Here is a 22,240-nt window from a genome sequence, read left to right as displayed (position 1 = left end):
TAATCTCAGCTTTCAAATCGGCATCTACATCTGGACGATTCATTTTCTTTACTAAATCATAATACGTGCTTCGAGGAATAGTAGCTAGCTCCACGAGTGCCTTGACCGAATATTTATGCCTTAATTCATAGACTACTTGCGCTTTGTCTTGTTTTGTGATTTTTCCTTGTTTTGAACTAAGGCATTTAACTTTTTTAAGTACTCATTTTCCATCTCAAGCTGTTTAATGCGTGCTTCAAGTACTTCGACTGACCCTTCAGCTAAAGGTTGTTTTAATTGTTTATTTGAATCTTTTTTCATGGATGGACGCCCCTTTTTCTTAGATTGAAGGGCATCAATTCCTTGTGTTTCGAGCTGTTTTTTCCAAACAGAAATCGTTGAAGGGGCAGGAATATTAAAGATAGCTGCCGTCTCAAATAAGGACATACCGTTTTCAATCATAAAGTTTAGTACGTCTAGTTTAAATTGTTGTGTGTAATTTGTACATCGTTTTAGAAAAGCTTCCAGACCATTCTGTTTATATTGGTTTACCCAATTCAAAATGATTGTGTCACTTATACCGAGCGATCTACCCATTTCTCGATAACTTTCATTTCCGTTCAAATAACGTAGAACGATTTGTATTTTTTCATCAGCTGTAAATTTAGCCATAGAAAAACTGCACCTCCAATTGTTAGACTGTGTCTAACAATTGGGGTGCAGTTCAGTCATGCTCTTTTAACAAATTAATTCTCAAATACAAAATTAATCTTATTATCTTTCCACTCTAATTTCGCATCAAACGTTTTCTCGCCCTTTTTAAAGCCTTTAATTAAATCAGTCTTTTCACCTTTTAAGAGCTTTGTCATATTCTTTTGCGAAATTGTTTTACTTAATATCTTCTTTGAAATGGTGAAATCACATTGCGTTGTATTATAGTTAGAACAACCGTAAAACGTTGACTTATCAATTACATCACCATCACATTTTTTACAGCTACCAACCTTTTTACCCGTTGTAAATTTCGATCCTTTCCGTTCAATCGATTCAACATGTAGTCCCGTGAAATCCCACTTCTCAGACATTTCCACTGCGTCTTCAATAATTTTAGCTGATAGCTTTTTCGTCTGTTCCATAAATGTAGCTGGTGAAGCTGTACCTTCACCAATTTCCGCAAGACGTTGTTCCCATTTCGCAGTCATTTCCGGTGAAGCTAGTATTTTATCACCAATTGCGGTAATTAATACTTTTCCTTTATCAGTCGCATACACTTGGTTTTTCTTTACATCTATATACTTACGGTCTTTCAGCATCGTAATAATACCTGCGCGAGTCGCTTCCGTACCTAAACCTTCTGTTTTCTTTAATACTTTCTCCAGCTCTTCATTCTCTAAATACTTACCAGCTGTTTTCATTAACGTAATAAGTTGTCCTTCTGTATAGCGCTTCGGTGGCTGTGTTTTTCCTTCTTTCACTTTCACCTTTACAACTTTTCCTTCTTCGCCTTCAGCTACAATTGGAAGAATGGTTTCGTCATCTTTATCGTCTTGGAAAATAACTTTACGCCAACCTTCTTGAATTTGCTGTTTTCCTTTTGAAATGAATTCAGCACGTTCATCTACAAGCGTTACAATCGTTGTATAGTCAAAGATTGCAACTTCATAATGAGCTGCAATAAGCCTTCTTACGATCATATCGTATATTTTCTTTTCATCACCTGATAGTCTGCTTGGGTTTGTAACTTGCTCTGTCGGAATAATTGCGTAGTGATCTGTTACTTTCTTTTCATTTACATAACGCTTGTTATTCATAATGGATTCAACCGGAGCCGGTAATAAGCCTTTATATTCATCAAACTGACTTAACTTCTGTAAAATATCAGGGAACGTCGCTGCTTCTCCTTGTGTAACATAGTTAGAATCTGAACGTGGATAAGAAACAATCCCTTTTTGATATAGTGCTTGCGTTATATCAAGCGTCTTTTTCGGTGAAAACTTAAAGGCTTTATTTGCCGTTGCTTGCAGTGATGATAAGTTAAATAAAAGCGGCGGCTGAAACTCTTTACGCTCCGTTTTCATTTCCTTCACAACAGCCGGTTTCCCTTGGCAAAATGCCGCAATTTTATTCGCCATATCAGGATCTTTTAAGCGGGATTCATTATCCTTTTCCCATTTTCCGTCATATTTCTTTCCTTCTATATTAAAGGTTGCAAACACTTCCCAGAAAGGCTCTGACTTAAAGTTTTCAATTTCTTTCTCTCGCTTTACAATCAATGCTAACGTTGGTGTTTGGACACGACCAGCAGAAAATACATCATTCATTCCTTTTTTCTTTAACAAAATACTAAAGACACGTGATGCATTCATACCAACAACCCAGTCAGCGCAAGATCTTGTGTATGCTTCGTAATACGTATTAATTGTATCTGATTCATCAAGTAGATTTTTAAATCCTTGGTAAATAGCTTGCTTCGTTAAAGATGAAATCCATAGACGTTTCATCGGCTTTTGCACGTTACAAAGATTAATAATATTTCGTACGATCAGTTCCCCTTCACGACCAGCATCTCCTGCGTGAATGATTTCTGTTACCTGTGGATTATGTAACAGCTGTTTCACAACGTTAAATTGCTTATACTTTGACTTTGTTACTTCAAATTGAAAACGTTCTGGAATCATCGGTAATGTATTAAGTGACCATTTTTTCCACTCTGCGTGATAATGCTCTGGATTACATAACTGCGTCAAATGACCAATTGCCCATGTACAGTACGCTCCATTTGGAAATAACTCATTCGCTTCTACCTCTAAATATCCATCTTTCCGGCGATATTTAAACTGTGAAACAAGAGCCAACCCTTGATCTGGTTTCTCGGCAATAATTAATTTCATTTTATAACTCCCTATCTGTATTCCAGTGTTACTTTCATTGTCTATATGTTTAGAAGCGATGATAAAACAACAATCTTATTTATCATTCGCGGTTTGTCTCGCAAATGGGAGACCTATAATATTATACGCTTATTCTTTATGGCTTCACAATAGAAACTCATAATATAACAATTTCTTTCACATGCTTATAATTAAAAAAGACGCCCTAACAAATCAAGCGTTCCTTTGCTTACATCTATGAAATTGTGCAGATAATATGCAGATATAAATTATCATAAGTACACATATGATGAAATGAACGATAGGACAAGGAGGTATCATAATGTTTGCTTATACGTTAACTACCTTAACACTTTGCTGTACCTCAATTCTTATTGCATCCTATATTTCTAAACGTAAGGGTACCCTAATGGAGTATATGGTATTTATTATGTCTTTTAGTATGAGTATCGGTTTAAGTATTGGTTTTTACTTAGGCATTCTCTTTAAGGGGGAATTACTATATTCTACTTTGCTTGCTATTTTAATTAGTGGTTTTATCGGTTTCTTAATCGGTCTACGTTTTCACCTATATACTGCTTTAGAAGGAATGTTCTCTGGATTAATGGCAAGTATGATGGGAGCAATGATTACAGAAATGTTAAACGCTCAACAAGCTCATAATATATTGTTCATTAGCCTTTTACTTACTATAACGATTACTATGTCCTGTGTGATTCAATTGTTATCGGAGAACTTTTCTACTTTTATTCAACAGCGTTTTTTGTTATTACTTTCAATTAGTGTAGTAATTATCGTTGCCGTATTCGCGACATTCCCAGATCATACTCCCTCACCTTCATCCGGGCATGATCAACACATACATTAGTACTTGCAACAAAAATGAATAAGCAGCTATCCAAAGGATAACTGCTTCCTATTATTCTGGCTTATTAGGAATGTTTTGGTTTGGAACATAGTCAGATTTATAATCTGTATAGTTCACTTCCGTTACCATCCCTGCTGAAGCATGGTGTAAATCGTGACAATGGAACATCCACTTACCCGGATTGTCTGCTACAAAGGCTACTTCATATTCTTCACCCGGTTTTAAGTTCAATGTATCTTTTACAATTGGAGAACCTTCTATCGGTTTTCCATCTTTACTCAACACCTGGAAAAAGTGTCCGTGTAAATGCATTGGGTGATCATCCATTTTAGAACGATTTACCAACTTCACTTTTACTAAATCACCCTTTTTCACTTGAATTGGGTCAATATCCGGAAATACCTTTCCGTTAATTGTATATACCATTTCATTTCCATTCATTTGCGTATTTAAGTCCATATTATATGTGGCAGTATACTCTTGATTTAATGTGAAACTACCTAATTTTTTAGTACCATATTTCATTATATCTACTTTCGGTAATTTTTCTTTTTCGTCTGCTTTATCTTTCATCTCTTTGCTGCCATCATACTCAATAACAGCTTTCATTCCTTTTGCACCTTTATTTTTTGAATGGTCTTCAACATACCATTTCCCAGGATTATTAGCAGTAAATTCAATATCATAACGTTCACCCGGTGCGATTGAAATTACTTTATCCTTTATAACTTTTGGATCGTTTATTGGTTGACCATCTGTCGCAATTACTTTTATATCATGGCCATGAACATGTATATCATGTGATAGATAACCAGCATTGACGAGTCTAAGACGAACGTTATCTCCCTTATTCACTTTTAATGGCGCTACTAAATCACCGCTTTTTCCATTGATTGTGAATAAATCGTACATACTCATATCATGACCTTCCATCTTCATATTTCCATGGTCCATTCCTGTCATATTGCCAGAGTCTTTTTGATCACTGCCCATGTCCATACCGGAATGATCCATGCCGTTCTTATCGTCATTCTTTTTCGTATTTTCATTACCTTTAGATTTATTACCTATTTGCCCTTTTGTCATTTCTTTTAACTGCTTATTCATTTCTTCTTTATCTGTAACCCATTCATCCAACATTAATGTGTAATCTTTATCATATTTTTCCTTTGTATCTTCTACAATGAGCGCTCCATACAAACCTCTATCTAATTGATTTACAGAATCTTGATGCGAGTGATACCAGTACGTTCCTGGTACGTTCGCTTCAAATTCGTAAGTGAAACTTTTTCCGGGTTCAACTGCATCTTGTGTCACGCCCGGAATTCCATCCATGTTATTTGGGACAGGATATCCATGCCAATGAATAGATACTGGTGCAGATAATTCATTTTTTAATGTCACTTTCACCTTTTCACCTTTTTTCACCCGAATTTCTGGACCAGGAGATGAGCCATTAAATGTCCAGACTGGAACAATAACACCGTTACTTAATTTTTGCTTTTCTTCTTTCGCTATTAAAGTAACTTCTGGTCCTTTTTCAACCTTCAATGGTGTTGTAGCTGTTTCAGTCTGTAGTGTTTTTTTATCATTCATATTTTTATGATCATTTGTTGTATTTGTCGTCACAGAACAGGCAGCAATTAAAAATATTACAGAGACTGTAATGGCTGCTAATACAAATCGCTTCATGGAAAATCCCCCCTTTTTCTTTTTCAAAATCATTATAGAAGTTGATTTTCAAGAAAATAAGGAGATGTAATTAGATCTTACGTAAGCTAATTGGAAGATTACTAAAAGCGGAGACATTACAAGAGGCGAATATTTTAGAAATACAAAATGCTTTCCTTGTAGCGACTATATTAGCCGTTCTCGTATTTGTTTTGACGTTATTTCTTAAGAAACAATAACACTGCTATTATTGAATAAGAAAAATGTAGCTAAAATGCTCTTCACAAAAGAACTTAGATTTTTGTATAATAAGAACTAATGTTCTTTACAGACAATGGACTCAAATTACACAAATATATCAAATAGAAGAGGATTGATATACGATGAAAATTGATAGACCAAAAATTTCACCAGAGTTATCTTCAAAGAATTTTCAAGATATTTTTTATGAAGAAGATCCAACATTAGAAGTGTGTGAAATTCTAGACTCCACTTTCGAAAATGAATCTGTAGATAGAGTGCGATTGTATGATGCAGTGATAAAGAATTGTAAATTCACTAATACAGACTTTAGCAATATTGATATTACAGATGTTTGTTTTGAAAACTGCGATTTATCAAATGTTAATTTAAGCAATTCTTCTGTTCATAGAGTCGAATTTAAAAACAGTAAATTAATCGGGGTTAATTTTGCAGAATCTAGCTTAGGAAATGTTAAATTTGAGAATTCAATTTTGAATTTAGCGGCATTTGGAAATTCTAAACTAGAAAAAATTATATTTAATGAAACTTCATTAAATAATGCAGATTTTTTTGACTGTAAACTTAAAAAAGTTGAATTCCAATTATGTAGTCTTGATGAAGCTAATTTTGATCAGACATCACTGAAGGGGATAGATATTAGTTCTTCTACCTTTGATACACTTACAGTTTCAGTGAACGATTTAAGAGGATGTAAAGTATCAACATATCAAGCTGTTCAGTTTGCTACTTTATTAGGATTAATAATTAAAGATTAGTATTTCGAAGAAAAGAACCCTATCCCGAATCATGGATTTTTTAATTGTCCACGATTCGAGATAAAGTTCAAATAAATTAGTGATGACTCTTTTATTATTTAACTACTGCTTGGTTTCCTTTTACATGTTCATTATTTACACTCATAAATTCTTCAATTTCTTCAACTTCTCTAATGATATCTTTTGACAAGTTTTCATACCCGTCTTTCGTTACAAGAATGTCATCTTCAATACGAATTCCAATTGATTCTTCTTCAATATAAAGACCAGGTTCAATTGTTATAACCATACCTTCTTCTAACATTCTATCTTTATATGTTCCTACATCATGTGTATCTAAACCAAGGAAATGGCTGACACCATGATAATAGTATTTTGATAACTCTTCATCTTCTTGAATTAAACCAATTGCTTTACACTCTTCTGCCAGTACCTTTTTTGTATGCTCATTTAATGCAGCGAACTTTAATCCCGGCTTAATAATCTCTGTTGTTTCTTTTAATGCTTTTAATACAATATTATAAATTTGTTTTTGACGACTAGAGAATATTCCATTTGCCGGGAATGTATAACTAATATCAGCGTTATAGTAGTCTTTTTGTGCACCTAAATCTAGCAATACTAAATCACCATTTTGAATTTGTGCATCATTATCTTCATAATGAAGAACTGTAGCATTTTTACCACTTGCCAAAATTGTATTGAACGCATGATGCTTAATGCCAGATGATTTCAGTGTAAAATCAAATTGAGCGTCTAATTCATACTCCATCATGTCTGCTTTTGCATGCTTAAGTACGTTGTAAATACCGTCTTTCGTTATAGCAATCGCTTCTTTAATAATTTCAATTTCTTCCTCGGTTTTAAAAACTCGTAATTCACAAATGTTCGGATATACATTACCAATTGTTACGTGTGGGTATTGTTCTCTTACATGTTTAGCAAATGCTAATGTTTTTGTCTCCGTACCATTCCACTCGCGACGTTCTATATCTAAATATAGATGCTTCGCATTTTCTGTAAAGAGTATATTTGATACTGCTTTTTCAAAGCTATCTAAATATAAAACTTTCTTTATACCTGAAATTCCCTCTGCTTCTTCGCTAGAAACTGTCTTCCCAACCCATTTTTCCATTACTGGATCTGATTTTTCAATGAAAAGTGTCTCTTCTACACTATTCCCAAACTTTTTCAGCATAAAAATAACATTTGGTTCATCGATTCCCGTTAAGTAGTAAAAATTACGATTCGGTACAAATTTATAATGTGCATCAGCTGACATATGCGGTGCTTGTCCCCCAAATAAAATCGTAACGGATTCATCAGGTAATGTTTTCGTTAGTCTTTCTCTATTTTGAGCAAAAAATGTTGATTTCATAATAATCCCCCTAGTGTTCTATGTATGCTTGTGAAACTAATCATCAATACAATTCATTCTATTATTGTTATAATTTTTCGTCAATTAATTATACTCATAGCGAAAGGAGAATTTTCATTACTAGGGCCCCTTCCACGCTAAATTATGCATACCACTCCACAATTTCTTGATATTTATTCCATATACTTAAAATCTCATGTATAGGAAAGGGGTCTACAAATTTGAAACATTATGTAGCAACAGGTTTAGCAATTACTTCTTTATTAATAATTTCTGGATGTTCTAGCAACTTCGAAACGGCGCAATCTCAACCAAAAAATACAGAAACAGCAAATACGAGTCCGCAAGACTTCTATAAAGAAATTACATCTGGAAAAATCGAGCACATTCACGGAATTGGTTATGCAGGAAATATGTCTGGTATTTCTATCGCCACTCATAGCGGGATAAAAGTTTATCAAAATGGAAAATGGTTTGAAACTAAGACTGAGCTACATGATTATATGGGATTTCAGGCAACGAAGAACGGATTCTTTGCCAGCGGTCACCCTGAACCAGGTGCAAATTTAAAAAATCCTTTAGGATTATTGAAAAGTTCTGATGGCGGTAATACCCTTGAAAAGCTAGCGTTTTATGGAGAATCCGATTTTCATAACCTTGCTGTCGGATATAATACGGAAGCAATTTATTTATACAACGAACGTCCTAATTCTGAATTACAACAAGGTTTTTATTTCAGTACGAACAACGGACAAGAATGGAAAAATAGTAAGTTAAAAGGTCTTTCAAGTACGATTCATTCCTTTTCAGTACATCCGAATCAATCTAGTGTAGTCGCGGTAAGTGCTAAAGACGGTGTTTACTTATCTACAGATTACGGAAATACATTTGAACTATTCTCTAAATCACTTGAATCGACCGCAATTACATTAAGTAATGAAGATGTTATTTACGCCCCTATTAATAAGCAAATCGTAACGAAGAAATCAATTGCTACAAATGAAGAAACAAACATACAAATTCCACCTTTAGATTCTAAAGATGCAATTATGTATATTTCACAAAACCCTCAAAATTCAGCTGAAATCGTATTTGCTACAATGAAATCAAATGTGTTCATCTCTACAGATGAGGGTAATACGTGGAAGCAGATTGCTAATGAAGGAACATTCCAATTTAAGTAGAAGGGTGAATATAACGTGTTTTCAACAATAAGTGAATGGAGCTATCAACTCATGTCTCCTTTAATGGATGCCGCGAATACTACGAAATCTGTACCTCTTTTATTTTCGTTTTTATTAGGCATAGTAGGTACCCTTGCTCCTTGCCAATTAACAGGAAACATTAGTGCTATTACACTTTATAGCACTCAATCTTTACAAAAGGGACATGTATGGAAACATCTACTGTTATTCATTTTAGGAAAAATAATGGCTTTTACGATACTTGGACTATTAGTATGGTTTTTAGGAAAAGAGATTCAGCAAATATTAACTTTGTATTTCCCATGGTTACGAAAAATGATGGGACCCCTATTAATTTTAATGGGGTTAATGTTGGCAGGTATTATAAAAGCAAGAAACTTCTTCTCAATCAAATTTATACGAGAACAAAATGAAGTTGGCTCATTTTTACTTGGATTCTTCTTTTCCTTAGCTTTTTGTCCGACTATGTTCGTTCTATTTTTTGGAACGTTAATCCCTTTATCTTTATCATATAATTATGGTTACTTGTTTCCAACGTTCTTTTCGATAGGAACTGCTCTTCCTATCGTCGTATTAATGTCCTTCATCTCCTATCTGGGATTAAACGGGGCATTACTGAAGAAGAGCAGGAAAATAGGAAATAGCATTCAGCGTATAGCTGGTTTTCTCCTTATTTTAATCGGATTTTATGATACTGCTCTTTATTGGTAATACATACAAAAGATAAGCTCTAGTGAAATGAGCTTATCTTTTGTAATATTATATTCATTTTTTCTTTTGCTGTAGTTGAGCTAATAAATTCTTAACAAACGCGAGAAACAGCGGGTCATTCTCTTTTTTAGGTGACCATTGCATAATAAGTTGTCGTGGAATTGTAATTTCTATCGGCTGTACAATGAAGTCATGAATAATTTGCTTATGTAGTCCTGATAACGGAACGATTGTTATACCATTAACTTGTATAGTAAGTGCTAATGCTGAACTAATTGATTCTGACTCCATCACTTTATTAACTGTTATTTCATTTTTCATCAAATACGGTTCGAGCACTTCTTTGCAACCAGAAAGCGGCATAATAAAAGGATAATTTTTTATATCATTAATAGTAAGGTTAGGCGGAACTTTTTTTGAAGAAACCATAACATACGGATCTTCACCAATGACATCATAATGAAATCCTTGTATTAAATTTTCTTTTATAGAAATAGAAAAATCTGCACTACCTGATGATAGCCAATCTAACACTTCTTGATAGCTTCCTTCTCGAACTGCAAGTACATATTGACTATGATAAATATTCCCTAGTTGAATACACTCCGCCAAACAATATACAGTAACGGAAGGATACGTAGCTAGTACAATTTTATACAAGCTTTTATTCTTCAACTGGAAAGCTGTTTCCTCAAGTTTTTCATACTCCATTAGAAGTCGATTCACACCAACTAAAAATTCTTTGCCATTTTCAGTTAGAATCGTTCCTTGTCTAGAGCGATCAAATAACGTTATAGCATATCGTTTCTCTAATTTGTTAATAATATGTGTTATTGCTGGCTGTGTCATATGTAATTCCTTTGCTGCCAGACTAATACTATTTAAACGAGCCACATATGTAAAGACTTTAAAATCAAAAACATTCATTCTGTTCTCCTTATATAAAATATATTTATATCATCTATAAATAACCTTCATTATATTTATGAAACCACTTCATTTACACTGAGTATACATCATCAATATTACAAATAGATGAAACTTATATACCCTAGAGGAGTGTTGATTAAATGAGTACTTACATTTTAGTACATGGAGCATGGCAAGGTGAATGGGCATGGGAATTAGTAAAACCTCAACTAGAGGCTTTAGGTCACACTGTTATTACACTAGACTTACCTGGAAGTGGGAAAGATACAACTCCTTCACAAAATATAACGTTAGATTCCTATGTTGATGCAGTAACAGCTAATATAAATCAACAAAATGAAAAGGTTATTCTTGTTGGACATAGTATGGGTGGAATCGTTATTACTCAAACTGCTGAACTTATACCAAATAAAATCGATAAATTAGTATATCTTTGTGCTTTCTTACCACGAAATGGAGAAAGTCTTGGTAGTAAATTAGACGGAGAAGATGGCCCGCAATTCACTATAAATGAAAATGACTTGACTGCTGAACTTATACCTAATCTAATTGAACAAACATTTTTAAATGCTACAGAAGACGGTTCTATTAAAGAAGCATCTTTTAATCAAATGCGTCCTCAACCACTAGGACCCTTCCAACAAGAGCTGAAAATATCTGAAGAAAACTTTGGAGCCATTGATCGCATTTATATTGAAACGACTCTAGATAGGGCGATTCCAATTGATTTTCAGCGCCGAATGAATACAGAAACAGCTTGCAAGAAAATTATTACTTTAGAAGCTGATCATTCCCCATTTTTCTCTAAAGCATCAGAACTTGTTCATTACTTAAATGAATTAAACTAAATTTTTCATAAAATAAATAGACACTCACAGGTGTCTATTTATTTTACTAATTAAAAGCTATCTTTACTCTATCTACATTGCCATGCCCTTTTGCTTCATCTCCCACTTTTTATACAGTAGTACTGCACCAAATAAAAATACTCCCGCGACAAATGAAGCTACTGGTAACATCTTTATCATTCCATCTGGAAATACGAGCGGCAATAATGGAAATGCATACACTGCTGGAATACGTACACCAACAATTTTTAATAAAATAAGCATTAATATCATATTTAATAAAGTGACTACAATCCATGAATCAATCGCAAAGTACAATATTGTTCCAACAGTTGCAGATGTAGTTAATACTACTATTTGTTTAAAAGCCATTTTTTCATTGTACATCGGCTTTTGAAGTGATTCATATACAACAACTAATATTGGTGGAATAACTGCTAATTGTTCATAACCAGTTATCCAACATAAACTAATCCATACGAAATTTAGTATGAGAAATACAGTCATATATTTATACTGTATTTGCACTTTTCGCTTAATACCGTTATTCAATTTAAATATAAGAACACCAACCATTAAAATAAATGTTAAAGCGAATACCGCGATAACAAATGACCATTCCGTCGCATTTGTTACTAATGGTAATAAACCTGTCGCAATAGATGGTGCTAAATTGGATTGAATTACACGTAAAAAAAGCATCATGAATACAAGCGTTAAACTTACTTTCCCTAAATAAGCAATATCCATTTGATTCACCATAAAACCAATCACAGCTGTTATTGAAGGTGCAATGAAGATTTTTTCTGGTTGCCTTAACCATCCTGGCTCACGATACGCCCATAAAGCAATTGCCATCGCTGCTATTTCCGGCAGAATAACTTCCGGATCATTTAATAACACACCCGCTGTTACCATGGCTAAAATAAATAAAATAGCAATCGTATATGAGATGATTGTTTCTTTCTTTGAAATTACTGCATTCATTATTACATACTCCTTTGTGCTCATTTCTTTCATAATGTAAAACAACAAATTTTATACCCTACTACGGTATTGTATATTAACATCTTTTCTATTTCAAGTATCATTAAGTTATTCACATCCTTTTTCACTCCATACCCTTACAAAAAAGAAATTTTTATAGACGTTGACACTTAATGAAAGATAGGTTAAAATAACTATACATTAGTAAGTAACTAATGTAATTAATTCTAACTAGAGGTGAAAACAAATGCAAAACATTTTATTCCGTATTAATGAATTATCAAAAAAAGAAAGAACATCTGGATTAACAGTTGATGAAAAACAAGAACAACAAATGTTACGTCAAAACTATACAGAAACATTTCGTGGAAGCCTAGATTCCATTTTATTAAATACAAAAATTGTTGATTCGAATGGTCTTAACGTTACACCAGTTGCATTACAAGATGCTCAAATACGTTTAAAATTAAGCAAATGAGTTCCGCGCTAAAGAATTTCAATAAAACATAAACAGAGCTGGATTTCCTATATAGAAATTCCAGCTCTGTTTATTGTCTTTTCTAATTTAGTAAACGAGCGATACATCGCAATTCTCCACGACACAATCATCGCAAATGCTAGTAAGAAAAACATGCCGCTTAACTCTGCCAAATCAATTGATTGGCTTAAATATGACTTTAATGCCACGCGTACAGCTAATAAGCCTACTAAAATGAATATGAATGCTTTTGACGGTTTCATAAATATATGTTCGCCTTTTATTTCGAACTTAGTTGTTTTAATAAGAAAAATAGAGAAAATAATCCCTATACTAATTGCCTCGACTATTTCTAACGATGTTAATCGAAAATCTGGTAAAAAGTACATCATCGTGCCTGTACTCATAAAAATTGGTGGTAATATAATTTTCTTTTTCGTTACCGGCTTTTTCGCTGCTTTAAAACGTAGAAACATTACCCCAACAGCCATACAAACCGCTATGACACTTGATAAAAGTGCTATCATACTTTCCACTCCTATCTATTTAAATGACTTTTTTAGCAAAATCATAAACCAATAAGTAACTACATGCCGCATTATAGAATTTCTTCATTATATTCCTCCTGCTGTAAACTTTCCATATTCGCTGCAATCATTTTACGCAAAGTTTATGAACGGAATATGAACAAAAAAGCCATTCTGCAATTAATAATTGCAAAATGGCTTTTTAACTTATTTTAAATCGTCAATTGTGAAAGCACCTGGAAGTAATTGCTCAACAGTCACTTCTTTTTCATCACCTTTTACATTCGTTAGTAATACAGGCATTTTCGGATCACAGAATTCAGCAATTACTTGTCTACACGCACCACATGGTGAAATCGGTCCATCAGTTTCTCCTGTAATAACTAAGTAACTAAAGTCGCGCTCTCCTTCTGATACTGCTTTAAAGATCGCTGTTCTTTCTGCACAGTTACATAAACCGTAAGAAGCATTTTCTATATTACAACCAGTATAGATTTTACCTTCTTTCGTAACTAATGCTGCGCCAACAGGAAATTTCGAATACGGAATATATGCTTTTGCTAACATCTTATTTGCTTCTTCGATATATTTTTTCTTATCCATATTATTTCCCCCTTAAAGTATGTGTAATTATGATTAGTCAGTAATAACTGTATGAACTAATTTAGGAGCCACTGCTGTTTCAGCGATAGAAATATTTTCGTAAATTTTTGCTTTTACATCTTCTACATTTTCACGATTTGCATAGATTGTTACGAATGGCTCGCCTTCTTTTACTGCATCGCCAACTTTTTTACGTAACATTAATCCTACTGCTAAATCGATTTCATCTTCTTTTGTCGCACGGCCAGCACCAAGTAGCATAGCTGCGATACCAATTTCATCTGCAACAATGTTAGAAATAACACCTGAAGTTTTTGCAGGTACATCAATTACATACTTCGCCTGTGGCATTTTTTCTGGATTGTCTACAATTGAACTATCTCCGCCTTGATTGCTTAAGAACTCTTTAAACTTCTCAGTTGCTTTTCCGTTTTTCATCACTTCAATTAGCATTTCACGAGCTTCTTCTAACGTATTTGCTTTTTTCGCAAGTACGACCATTTGACTTCCTAATACAAGTACTAATTCCGTTAAATCTTCTGGGCCTTCACCTTTTAACGTATCAATCGCTTCTTTCACTTCTAGAGCGTTACCAATTGCAAATCCAAGAGGTTGTGACATGTCTGAAATAACAGCCATAGTTTGACGTCCTACATTATTTCCGATACGCACCATTGCATGAGCTAATTCTTTTGCATCTTCTTCTGTTTTCATAAATGCGCCAGCACCTGTTTTTACATCAAGTACGATTGCGTCAGCACCAGCTGCAATTTTTTTACTCATAATTGAACTCGCGATTAATGGAATTGAGTTTACTGTTCCTGTTACATCACGTAATGCATAAATCTTTTTATCTGCAGGTGTTAAGTTTCCAGTTTGTCCAATAACAGCTACTTTGTCACGGTTTACAATATCAATGAACTGCTCTTTCGTAATTTCAACATGGAATCCTTCTACCGCTTCTAATTTATCAATTGTTCCGCCTGTATGTCCTAATCCACGACCAGACATTTTTGCTACTGGTACATCTAAAGCAGCTACTAATGGTCCTAATACTAATGTTGTTGTATCACCAACACCGCCAGTTGAATGTTTGTCTACTTTAATTCCTTCAATTGCTGATAAGTCGATCGTTTCTCCAGACTCAACCATCGCCATCGTTAAATCTGCACGTTCGCGATCTGTCATATCTTTAAAAAAGATTGCCATTGCAAGTGCACTCACTTGATAATCAGGAATACTTCCGTCTGTATATCCATTAATAAAGAATTTGATTTCTTCAGTCGTTAATTCTTTGCCGTCACGTTTTTTTGCAATAATATCTACCATTCTCATTACAATCACCATTCCTTTTTATATGATATGAATCTATTAAAATAATAAGCCAACGATCGTTGCTGATAAGAAACTTACTAATGTTGCACCGAAAAGTAATTTCAAACCAAATCTTGCGACTACATTCCCTTGCTTTTCATTTAAGCTCTTAACTGCCCCTGCAATAATTCCAATTGAAGAGAAGTTTGCAAATGAAACTAAGAATACAGAGATAATCGCTGTCGTTCTATCTGAGAAATTAAAGTTTCCTTGTGCTAAATCTGTCATAGCGACAAATTCATTTGATACTAATTTTGTTGCCATAATATTTCCGGCATTAACTGCTTCATGCCAAGGTACACCCATAATAAATGCAAATGGTGCAAATGCATAACCAAGAATTTCTTGGAATGAAATACCGATTACACCTTTAAATACTGCATTAATGAATGCGATAAGAGCAACGAAACCGACTAACATAGCTGCTACTGTAATCGCAACTTTAAATCCATCAATAATGTATTCCCCTAATACTTCAAAGAAAGTCTTTTTCTCTTCTTCTTGTACTTCTAACATATCTTCTTCCTCAGTAACTTCATACGGGTTAATGATAGAAGCAATGATGAAGCCACCGAATAAGTTAAGCACTAAAGCGGTTACAACATATTGTGGTTTTAATAACACCATATACGATCCAACGATAGACATTGAAACGGTAGACATTGCAGATGCACATAATGTATACATTCTTTTCTCTGGCAATAATCCTAGTTGTTTCTTAACTGAAATAAACACTTCAGATTGTCCTAAAATCGCAGAAGCAACAGCGTTATATGATTCTAGTTTCCCCATTCCATTTACTTTACTTAATGCTAGACCGATAGATTTCACAATAATAGGTAATACTTTAATGTGTTGCAAAATACCTATTAAGGCTGATATAAATACGATTGGCATTAATACACTTAAAAAGAACGAAAACTCTTTTTGATTTACTAATCCACCAAATACGAAATTCACACCGTCAGCGGCATATTTTAATAACTCTCCAAAACCATCTGCTATTCCGCTAATTAATATATTCCCTACACTTGTATTTAATAATAGAAACCCCAAAATGAATTGTAATATAACCATCGTTATGATTGGACGATATTTGACTTTCTTTCTATCATTACTAGCAAGCCAAGCGATACCTAAAATCAATACGAGGCCAAAAACACCGATTAAGTATTTCATAAGCCGTTTCCTCCCATTCGTATCCGCTTACATTTTTTCAATTATTAAAGCAATAGATATACTTTAAACGTATATCTATTGCTTTAACCTTTTATCGATTAGTAGTTATCTGTAGCACCTTTTGCATCATTTAATACGATTGCAACACTCGCACTTGCTCCAACGCGAGAAGCTCCAGCAGCTACCATTTTGTCTGCATCTTCACGTGTACGAACACCGCCAGATGCTTTTACACCAACGTTTGGTCCAACTGTTTTGCGCATTAATGCGATATCTTCAGCAGTTGCTCCGCCAGTTGAGAATCCAGTTGAAGTTTTTACGAAATCAGCACCAGCTTTTACTGATAATTCACAAGCACGTACTTTCTCTTCATCTGTTAATAGGCAAGTTTCAATGATTACTTTTACAAGAGCTTTTCCTTTTGCTGCTTGTACTACTTCAAAAATGTCTTTTTCAACAAGTTCGTTATCGCCATCTTTTAAAGCGCCTACGTTGATTACCATATCAACTTCAGTTGCACCTTTTGCGATAGCATCTTTTGTTTCAAATGCTTTTGTTTCAGTAGTGCTTGCTCCTAATGGGAAACCGATTACAGTACAAACGTCTACATCATGTCCAGCTAGTTCATCAGCCGCTAATTTTACCCATGTTGGGTTAATACAAACAGAAGCGAATTTATATTCCTTTGCTTCTTCGATTACTTTCATAACATCTTCTTTAGTAGTATTAGCTTTTAAAATTGTATGGTCAATTAACTTTGCAATGTTCATTATCTTCACTCCTCATATCTTTTAACAACTTCATTCTAACTCTTAGTTGAACAAATGTAAATACACTTTTGAAATTTTGTTCATTATTTTTTAAAAGGCATTTTCTTGTAGTAAATAAAGCGCATTCTAACAAAGAACACTTCATATATAATCAAATTTTCTATGTTAACAATGGTAGTATGTATCTCCATATCCATAATTATTTTTAAAAAGGCAATTTGTGTTCAAAAAAGACTCCTATCATTCATACATAACAAAATAAAAGGAGTTCTCAAAATTAACATTTTGAGAACTCCTTTTATTTCTAACCTTTTTGATAATGTAACAGTTCTTTTGCTGTATGCTGATCGATAATTAATACATTTGCATACCCGCCACGTAACGCACCATCAATTGCTTTTATTTTTCTATTACCACCTGCAACTAAAATAGAGCGTTTCTTTAATTTCAGTTCCTCTAACTCAATTCCAATTGTACGCTGATTAATCTCTTCGCTACTAATATTTCCGTCTCCATCAAAGAAACGTGAACAAATGTCACCGACCGATTGTTTTTTGAGTAAACTTGTTTCATCCTTATCGAAATAACCTAATCGGAATAATAGCGCTTCGTCTCGCACTGTTCCTACAGTGAAAACTGCAATATTCGCTTGTTTCCCCATTTCAATAATGTGATGAATATGTCGATCCTGCTCTACTAATTCTTTTGTCACTGCATTATCAAATATAACTGGAAGAGGTAGATTTCTTGGCGTCGTTTGAAAAGCATCTGCAAATAAAGCTATCGTCTCATTCGCATATGTATTTACACTCGAATGACTAATACCGCCTTTTAACTGGACAACCTCTACCCCTTTTACATGTTGCGGTACGATTTTTCTAGCGATTTCATACATCGTCATTCCCCAGCTTACACCAACAATATCACCGTTTTTAACCGTCTTTTCCATATACTCAGCAGCATATTTACTTATATACTCTGTAATCGTTGCATATTCCGGTACTGGAGAAAACACAACATGTGCCTCTAACAAGTTGTACTTTTCTTTCAGTAAATTCCCAACGTTATCTAAATCCGCAAATGGATCGGCGATGCTAATTTGAACAAACCCTTTTTCTTTCGCGTACTTTAACAATCTAGAAATCGTCGGTCTTGAAATATTTAATTTGTTAGCAATTTCTTGCTGACTATAATCTGATTGATAATATAATCTTGCAACTTCAACGCTTAATTGTTGTTTATCTTTTTCCATAGTAACTCATTACAAATCCCTTCCTGTATTTCCCTTTCGTTACAAGCATTATACAGCTTTATGCAAAAAAATTCGACTACCGAATTTTATTTAACTGAACTTCTATTACGCTTATTATATATAATGAAATCGTTCAATAAGAAACATGAAACATCATCTAAAGACTACCTTTGCTAAAATCTATTCAAATACCCCTCATAAACAAAAGATACTGTCCATAAGGGGTATGTATTCAATTTAACTTTATAAAAATCGGATGAAAACAAGCAAGTTCCCACTTATTTAGAATAAGTGAAAAGATGATGTTTTATTTGTTCAATAAAGTAATGATGGTGTATATTATCGTTAGATACTCGACTTGCCATAATAGCTCCCTCCATTGAAGAGGCAAGAAAAGAAGCGAGTGATATAATGTCTATATCTTCTTTAAGTTCTTGTTTCTCTATTCCTTCTTTTATGAGAGAAGCCATTAACATTACTGTATCATCATAGCCTTTTGCTGCTGCTTTTTGTAATTCTGGAAATACTCCAGTACTTTCAATTGCGCTATTAAGTAATGGACAGCCTCCAGCAATAGGAGGGTTATTAGCTGCATCTTGATATACAAGGAATATTGCAAGGATTTTATCAATTGCATTCTTTTTATTTTCCATTGCTTTATGAAAATGACTCCACATAATCTCACCACTTTTGTCGTAGGCAGCAAGGACAATTTCTTCTTTACTTTTAAATCTACGATAAATAGATCCTTTAGGTAACTCAGTAGCTGTCATTATATCCTGAATGGATGTGCGAGTTATCCCATTAGTATTAAATAAATATAATGATGTTTCAATAATTTTTTCTTTTACCTTATCAACTTTAGTCATGCTTTGTAATCCTCCTAATGAAAACGATCCTAATATTCTAGGTAATGTTTACCCTCTATTTTCTTAATTTTTTTGTAAGTATAAATAAGTTCGGAACAGAAATATCTTATCAATCCCTATCTTATGGAAACCTCAAACAATACAATTTGAAAAGAAGTTAATCAAATTATATTATCCATATAACTTAAGTGAATTTTCTGTTAAAAATAACATGACCGATTGTTTAATTCAGTCATATTATACAACTAATTTTACCTAAAATCGTAGAGGTGTAAAAATATATAGTTAATTTTAACGTATAGACATATGATTATTATATATAATTTTTATTAATATGTTTAGCTAAAGTGTTTGAACTACTCCCACTTTCACTTCGTATATTAGGATATCTCCCGCAGTCCTTGCAGTTAAAAGCCTTATCACTTCATTCTATAAAAAGCTAATTGTCAAAAATTAATGAGTACTGAAATTTGCTTGTAAATAAGCAACTGAGATATAAATATATTTGTTGTTTACCATTTTTATTTTATTAATAATTTATAAAAGGGGTTTAAAAAACTAGAAACTTATAGTATCATTAGTTTCCGAACCGAACGGTCCGGTTCGATATTTATATAAATATATTTTAGAAGGAGAACATAATGCAGAAAGAAAAATCAAAGATTCTAAGTAATTTAATTATGGAGGTAACAAAGTGAACTTTATACAAACCAATAAAAAAGAAATTAATATGCTACTAGTTTTTACAATCTTTACACTACTTCAATTTGGCTGGTTCATATTATTTGGCCTATCACTTTTAACTAACAGCAATTTAGCTGACTCAGAATTTATTATTAGTGCCATTGCTTTTACTGTACCTGCTATTATAGGAATAATTTTATTTAAGAAAGAAATTATTGAGAGTTTTGCTTATTTTAAAGAGAAGACAATTTTGAAAATAGTAAGTGTTCCTCTGGTGGTTTTATTTACGGTAATTGTAGAACAGACTGTTATGCGTTTTCTCGCACTTGGTCAGCCAGAGAATCAAGAACAGCTCCTTGAAACGGGCGCGGAGATACCTCTTATATTTACATTACTTGTATTTGGTATTCTCGGTCCAATACTTGAAGAAATTATATTTCGTCATATAATATTAAATCGTTTTTCACATTATATTGGTACTGCTATTGCATCTATCATTTCGATTCTAATTTTTACATTCCTTCATACGAACCAGCTTTCGGATTATGCTATATATCTACCTGGCGCGGTGATACTTACTGCGGCTTATCTTATTTCTAACAGATCCCTTGCATATGTTATGGCGATACATATGCTAAATAATTCTATTACTTTTATTCAATTGCATATGTCATAGGAAAACATATGTTAGACAATTGCAAGTTTTAATGCAAAAATGCTCTATGTTTCTATCGAGTATTCTTGGCAACAGAACCACTTTTTCTACGGCATAAGAAAGCCATAAGAAAGCTAATCAAAAATTATAATATATTAGGAGAGTGTCAGTCATGATTGTAACAACGACTTCTGGAATTCAAGGTAAAGAGATTATTGAGTATATTGATATTGTAAATGGGGAAGCTATTATGGGTGCAAACATTGTACGCGATTTATTCGCTTCAGTTCGTGATGTTGTTGGTGGCCGTGCTGGTGCTTATGAAAGTAAGCTAAAAGAAGCCCGTGATATTGCGATGGACGAAATGAAAGAACTTGCAAAACAAAAAGGTGCGAACGCTATCGTTGGTATTGATGTAGATTACGAAGTTGTTCGTGATGGAATGTTAATGGTTGCTGTAAGTGGTACAGCTGTACGTATATAAGTAAATAAAAAGAGATATTAATAAATCATTGTACGTCGAAAAAACACAGTTTGAGTGTAAACTGTGTTTTTTTATATAGAGGCCCCCATCACTATCAAGCTAAAATTTTTTAGTACCTCCAAAACGAAATTTTGTGTCAACTTGTACAAAAAGTCCATTTTTTCGTTTTGGGGTAATTCTAAATTCTTAAGTTGATGAGCAATGTGGCGGTACCCTAATACTGTACAAATTTTTTATAAATGGTTGTAAGGTTCTACGTTTTTGACCATTCTGTACAACGATAACTTTGGTTTATTGATTTCACCTGTAATCTGGTAGCCTATCCTCTGATACAATTTAATGGCAAGTTGGTTCTCTTTCTTTACCGTCAGAGAGCATTTGGCAAAGCCTTGCAGCGAAGCTTGTTCCTCAGCAAATTCAATTAGTCTGGTACCTATCCCTAGTCCTCGACTTTCGGGCAGTAAGGCAATTGTTCCGATGTGAAACTCGTCATCTTCTCCCTCCTTCAAGGTAAACATGGAATAAAGCATTTTGATATTCAGAATGTTATAAACAACAAAACCCAGCTTTCGGAACGAAAGCAGCTGTTTAAAAGTGGGCCAGGCAAGACGATTTAAAACGGGTATGGGATAGCAAGTAATCATCCCTAAAGTTTTCCCGTCCATTTGAGCTTCATAAGCGTATTGATGACTGAAACGGTTGTTCTCCTGCCGCCATAGCTTACAAAATGTCCAATCGACTGTGTTCTTCTCCTCAGATCCTGCAAGTGGAAACGCCATGTATTCCAATGCCATTACATTTAGCTGGGCGCCGACCATAGATTGATGAACAGCCTTTACAATAGAGATTTTATTCATTATCCTATTGCTCCTTTTCAC

General features: G+C 33.7%; 21 protein-coding genes and 1 pseudogene. 8 read left to right on the top strand and 14 right to left on the bottom strand.

Annotated features, from left to right (window positions below; translation table 11 throughout):
- A pseudogene (locus ACO6VI_RS11105) lies at window positions 1-651 on the bottom strand (helix-turn-helix domain-containing protein); the annotation flags it as partial.
- A gap of 74 nt (window positions 652-725) precedes the next feature.
- Window positions 726-2,870: a DNA topoisomerase III gene (gene topB / locus ACO6VI_RS11100; RefSeq protein ID WP_000766771.1), complete on the bottom strand. Its 2,145-nt coding sequence runs from the start codon at window positions 2,868-2,870 to the stop codon at window positions 726-728.
- 322 nt (window positions 2,871-3,192) lie between these two features.
- Between topB and ACO6VI_RS11095 the strand changes: the two genes are divergently transcribed.
- Window positions 3,193-3,738, top strand: a complete 546-nt coding sequence (locus ACO6VI_RS11095) for a hypothetical protein (RefSeq protein WP_161519790.1) — start codon at window positions 3,193-3,195, stop codon at window positions 3,736-3,738.
- Between the two features lie 51 nt (window positions 3,739-3,789).
- Here the strand turns inward: ACO6VI_RS11095 and ACO6VI_RS11090 are convergent, their stop codons facing one another.
- A complete protein-coding gene (locus ACO6VI_RS11090; protein WP_161519789.1) occupies window positions 3,790-5,430 on the bottom strand; it encodes a multicopper oxidase family protein in 1,641 nt (546 codons plus the stop codon).
- Window positions 5,431-5,792: 362 nt separating this feature from the next.
- On the opposite strand from ACO6VI_RS11090, the gene ACO6VI_RS11085 reads away from it, so the two are divergent.
- A complete protein-coding gene (locus tag ACO6VI_RS11085; protein ID WP_078993426.1) occupies window positions 5,793-6,428 on the top strand; it encodes a pentapeptide repeat-containing protein in 636 nt (211 codons plus the stop codon).
- 94 nt (window positions 6,429-6,522) lie between these two features.
- Here ACO6VI_RS11085 and ACO6VI_RS11080 read toward each other — a convergent pair whose 3' ends face one another.
- Window positions 6,523-7,806 (bottom strand): aminopeptidase P family protein, encoded by a 1,284-nt coding sequence (locus ACO6VI_RS11080; RefSeq protein WP_088020852.1) that lies wholly within the window; start codon window positions 7,804-7,806, stop codon window positions 6,523-6,525.
- A 221-nt stretch (window positions 7,807-8,027) separates the two neighbouring features.
- Between ACO6VI_RS11080 and ACO6VI_RS11075 the strand changes: the two genes are divergently transcribed.
- Entirely contained in the window at window positions 8,028-8,990 is a 963-nt protein-coding gene (locus ACO6VI_RS11075; protein WP_088020851.1) for a F510_1955 family glycosylhydrolase, read from the top strand.
- Between the two features lie 15 nt (window positions 8,991-9,005).
- Window positions 9,006-9,722, top strand: a complete 717-nt coding sequence (locus tag ACO6VI_RS11070; RefSeq protein WP_222592260.1) for a sulfite exporter TauE/SafE family protein — start codon at window positions 9,006-9,008, stop codon at window positions 9,720-9,722.
- A gap of 54 nt (window positions 9,723-9,776) precedes the next feature.
- Here the strand turns inward: ACO6VI_RS11070 and ACO6VI_RS11065 are convergent, their stop codons facing one another.
- Entirely contained in the window at window positions 9,777-10,649 is an 873-nt protein-coding gene (locus ACO6VI_RS11065; RefSeq protein ID WP_063547067.1) for a LysR family transcriptional regulator, read from the bottom strand.
- A gap of 143 nt (window positions 10,650-10,792) precedes the next feature.
- Between ACO6VI_RS11065 and ACO6VI_RS11060 the strand changes: the two genes are divergently transcribed.
- A complete protein-coding gene (locus ACO6VI_RS11060) occupies window positions 10,793-11,500 on the top strand; it encodes an alpha/beta fold hydrolase (protein WP_023521695.1) in 708 nt (235 codons plus the stop codon).
- A 72-nt stretch (window positions 11,501-11,572) separates the two neighbouring features.
- On the opposite strand, the gene ACO6VI_RS11055 is transcribed toward ACO6VI_RS11060, so the two are convergent.
- Window positions 11,573-12,487 (bottom strand): membrane protein, encoded by a 915-nt coding sequence (locus ACO6VI_RS11055; RefSeq protein ID WP_000994724.1) that lies wholly within the window; start codon window positions 12,485-12,487, stop codon window positions 11,573-11,575.
- A 247-nt stretch (window positions 12,488-12,734) separates the two neighbouring features.
- Between ACO6VI_RS11055 and ACO6VI_RS11050 the strand changes: the two genes are divergently transcribed.
- Window positions 12,735-12,965, top strand: coding sequence for a DUF896 domain-containing protein (locus ACO6VI_RS11050; RefSeq protein WP_001179618.1), 231 nt, complete (start codon window positions 12,735-12,737; stop codon window positions 12,963-12,965).
- Window positions 12,966-13,012: 47 nt separating this feature from the next.
- Here ACO6VI_RS11050 and ACO6VI_RS11045 read toward each other — a convergent pair whose 3' ends face one another.
- From ACO6VI_RS11045 to ACO6VI_RS11015, 7 genes are all read right to left on the bottom strand, one after another.
- Window positions 13,013-13,492, bottom strand: coding sequence for a CcdC family protein (locus tag ACO6VI_RS11045; RefSeq protein ID WP_000561070.1), 480 nt, complete (start codon window positions 13,490-13,492; stop codon window positions 13,013-13,015).
- A gap of 207 nt (window positions 13,493-13,699) precedes the next feature.
- On the bottom strand, window positions 13,700-14,095 hold the full coding sequence (locus ACO6VI_RS11040) for a cytidine deaminase (RefSeq protein WP_000358521.1): 396 nt from the start codon (window positions 14,093-14,095) through the stop codon (window positions 13,700-13,702).
- 33 nt (window positions 14,096-14,128) lie between these two features.
- Entirely contained in the window at window positions 14,129-15,430 is a 1,302-nt protein-coding gene (locus tag ACO6VI_RS11035; RefSeq protein ID WP_001983022.1) for a pyrimidine-nucleoside phosphorylase, read from the bottom strand.
- Between the two features lie 36 nt (window positions 15,431-15,466).
- On the bottom strand, window positions 15,467-16,648 hold the full coding sequence (locus tag ACO6VI_RS11030; RefSeq protein WP_000876188.1) for a NupC/NupG family nucleoside CNT transporter: 1,182 nt from the start codon (window positions 16,646-16,648) through the stop codon (window positions 15,467-15,469).
- Between the two features lie 98 nt (window positions 16,649-16,746).
- Complete coding sequence (deoC, locus tag ACO6VI_RS11025; protein WP_098033683.1) at window positions 16,747-17,418, bottom strand: deoxyribose-phosphate aldolase; 672 nt, start codon at window positions 17,416-17,418, stop codon at window positions 16,747-16,749.
- 304 nt (window positions 17,419-17,722) lie between these two features.
- Window positions 17,723-18,670, bottom strand: a complete 948-nt coding sequence (locus ACO6VI_RS11020) for a sugar-binding transcriptional regulator (RefSeq protein ID WP_000409787.1) — start codon at window positions 18,668-18,670, stop codon at window positions 17,723-17,725.
- A 278-nt stretch (window positions 18,671-18,948) separates the two neighbouring features.
- Window positions 18,949-19,539 carry a TetR/AcrR family transcriptional regulator gene (locus ACO6VI_RS11015; RefSeq protein WP_000169644.1) on the bottom strand — a complete coding sequence of 197 codons (591 nt, stop codon included), beginning with the start codon at window positions 19,537-19,539 and terminating at the stop codon, window positions 18,949-18,951.
- Window positions 19,540-20,233: 694 nt separating this feature from the next.
- On the opposite strand from ACO6VI_RS11015, the gene ACO6VI_RS11010 reads away from it, so the two are divergent.
- Together ACO6VI_RS11010 and ACO6VI_RS11005 are read left to right on the top strand one after the other, a co-directional pair.
- Window positions 20,234-20,899: a CPBP family intramembrane glutamic endopeptidase gene (locus tag ACO6VI_RS11010; protein ID WP_001009381.1), complete on the top strand. Its 666-nt coding sequence runs from the start codon at window positions 20,234-20,236 to the stop codon at window positions 20,897-20,899.
- Window positions 20,900-21,050: 151 nt separating this feature from the next.
- Window positions 21,051-21,362, top strand: coding sequence for a YbjQ family protein (locus ACO6VI_RS11005; RefSeq protein WP_000637507.1), 312 nt, complete (start codon window positions 21,051-21,053; stop codon window positions 21,360-21,362).
- 233 nt (window positions 21,363-21,595) lie between these two features.
- Here ACO6VI_RS11005 and ACO6VI_RS11000 read toward each other — a convergent pair whose 3' ends face one another.
- Window positions 21,596-22,219, bottom strand: a complete 624-nt coding sequence (locus ACO6VI_RS11000; RefSeq protein ID WP_001033856.1) for a GNAT family N-acetyltransferase — start codon at window positions 22,217-22,219, stop codon at window positions 21,596-21,598.
- Between the last annotated feature and the right edge of the window lie 21 nt (window positions 22,220-22,240).

The organism is Bacillus sp. PSXD-155 (assembly GCF_049310765.1).
GTDB classification, from domain to species: Bacteria; Bacillota; Bacilli; order Bacillales; family Bacillaceae_G; genus Bacillus_A; species Bacillus_A cereus.
The sequence above is the reverse complement of the archived record's forward strand: the minus strand, read 5'-3'. Positions and strand labels throughout refer to the sequence as shown.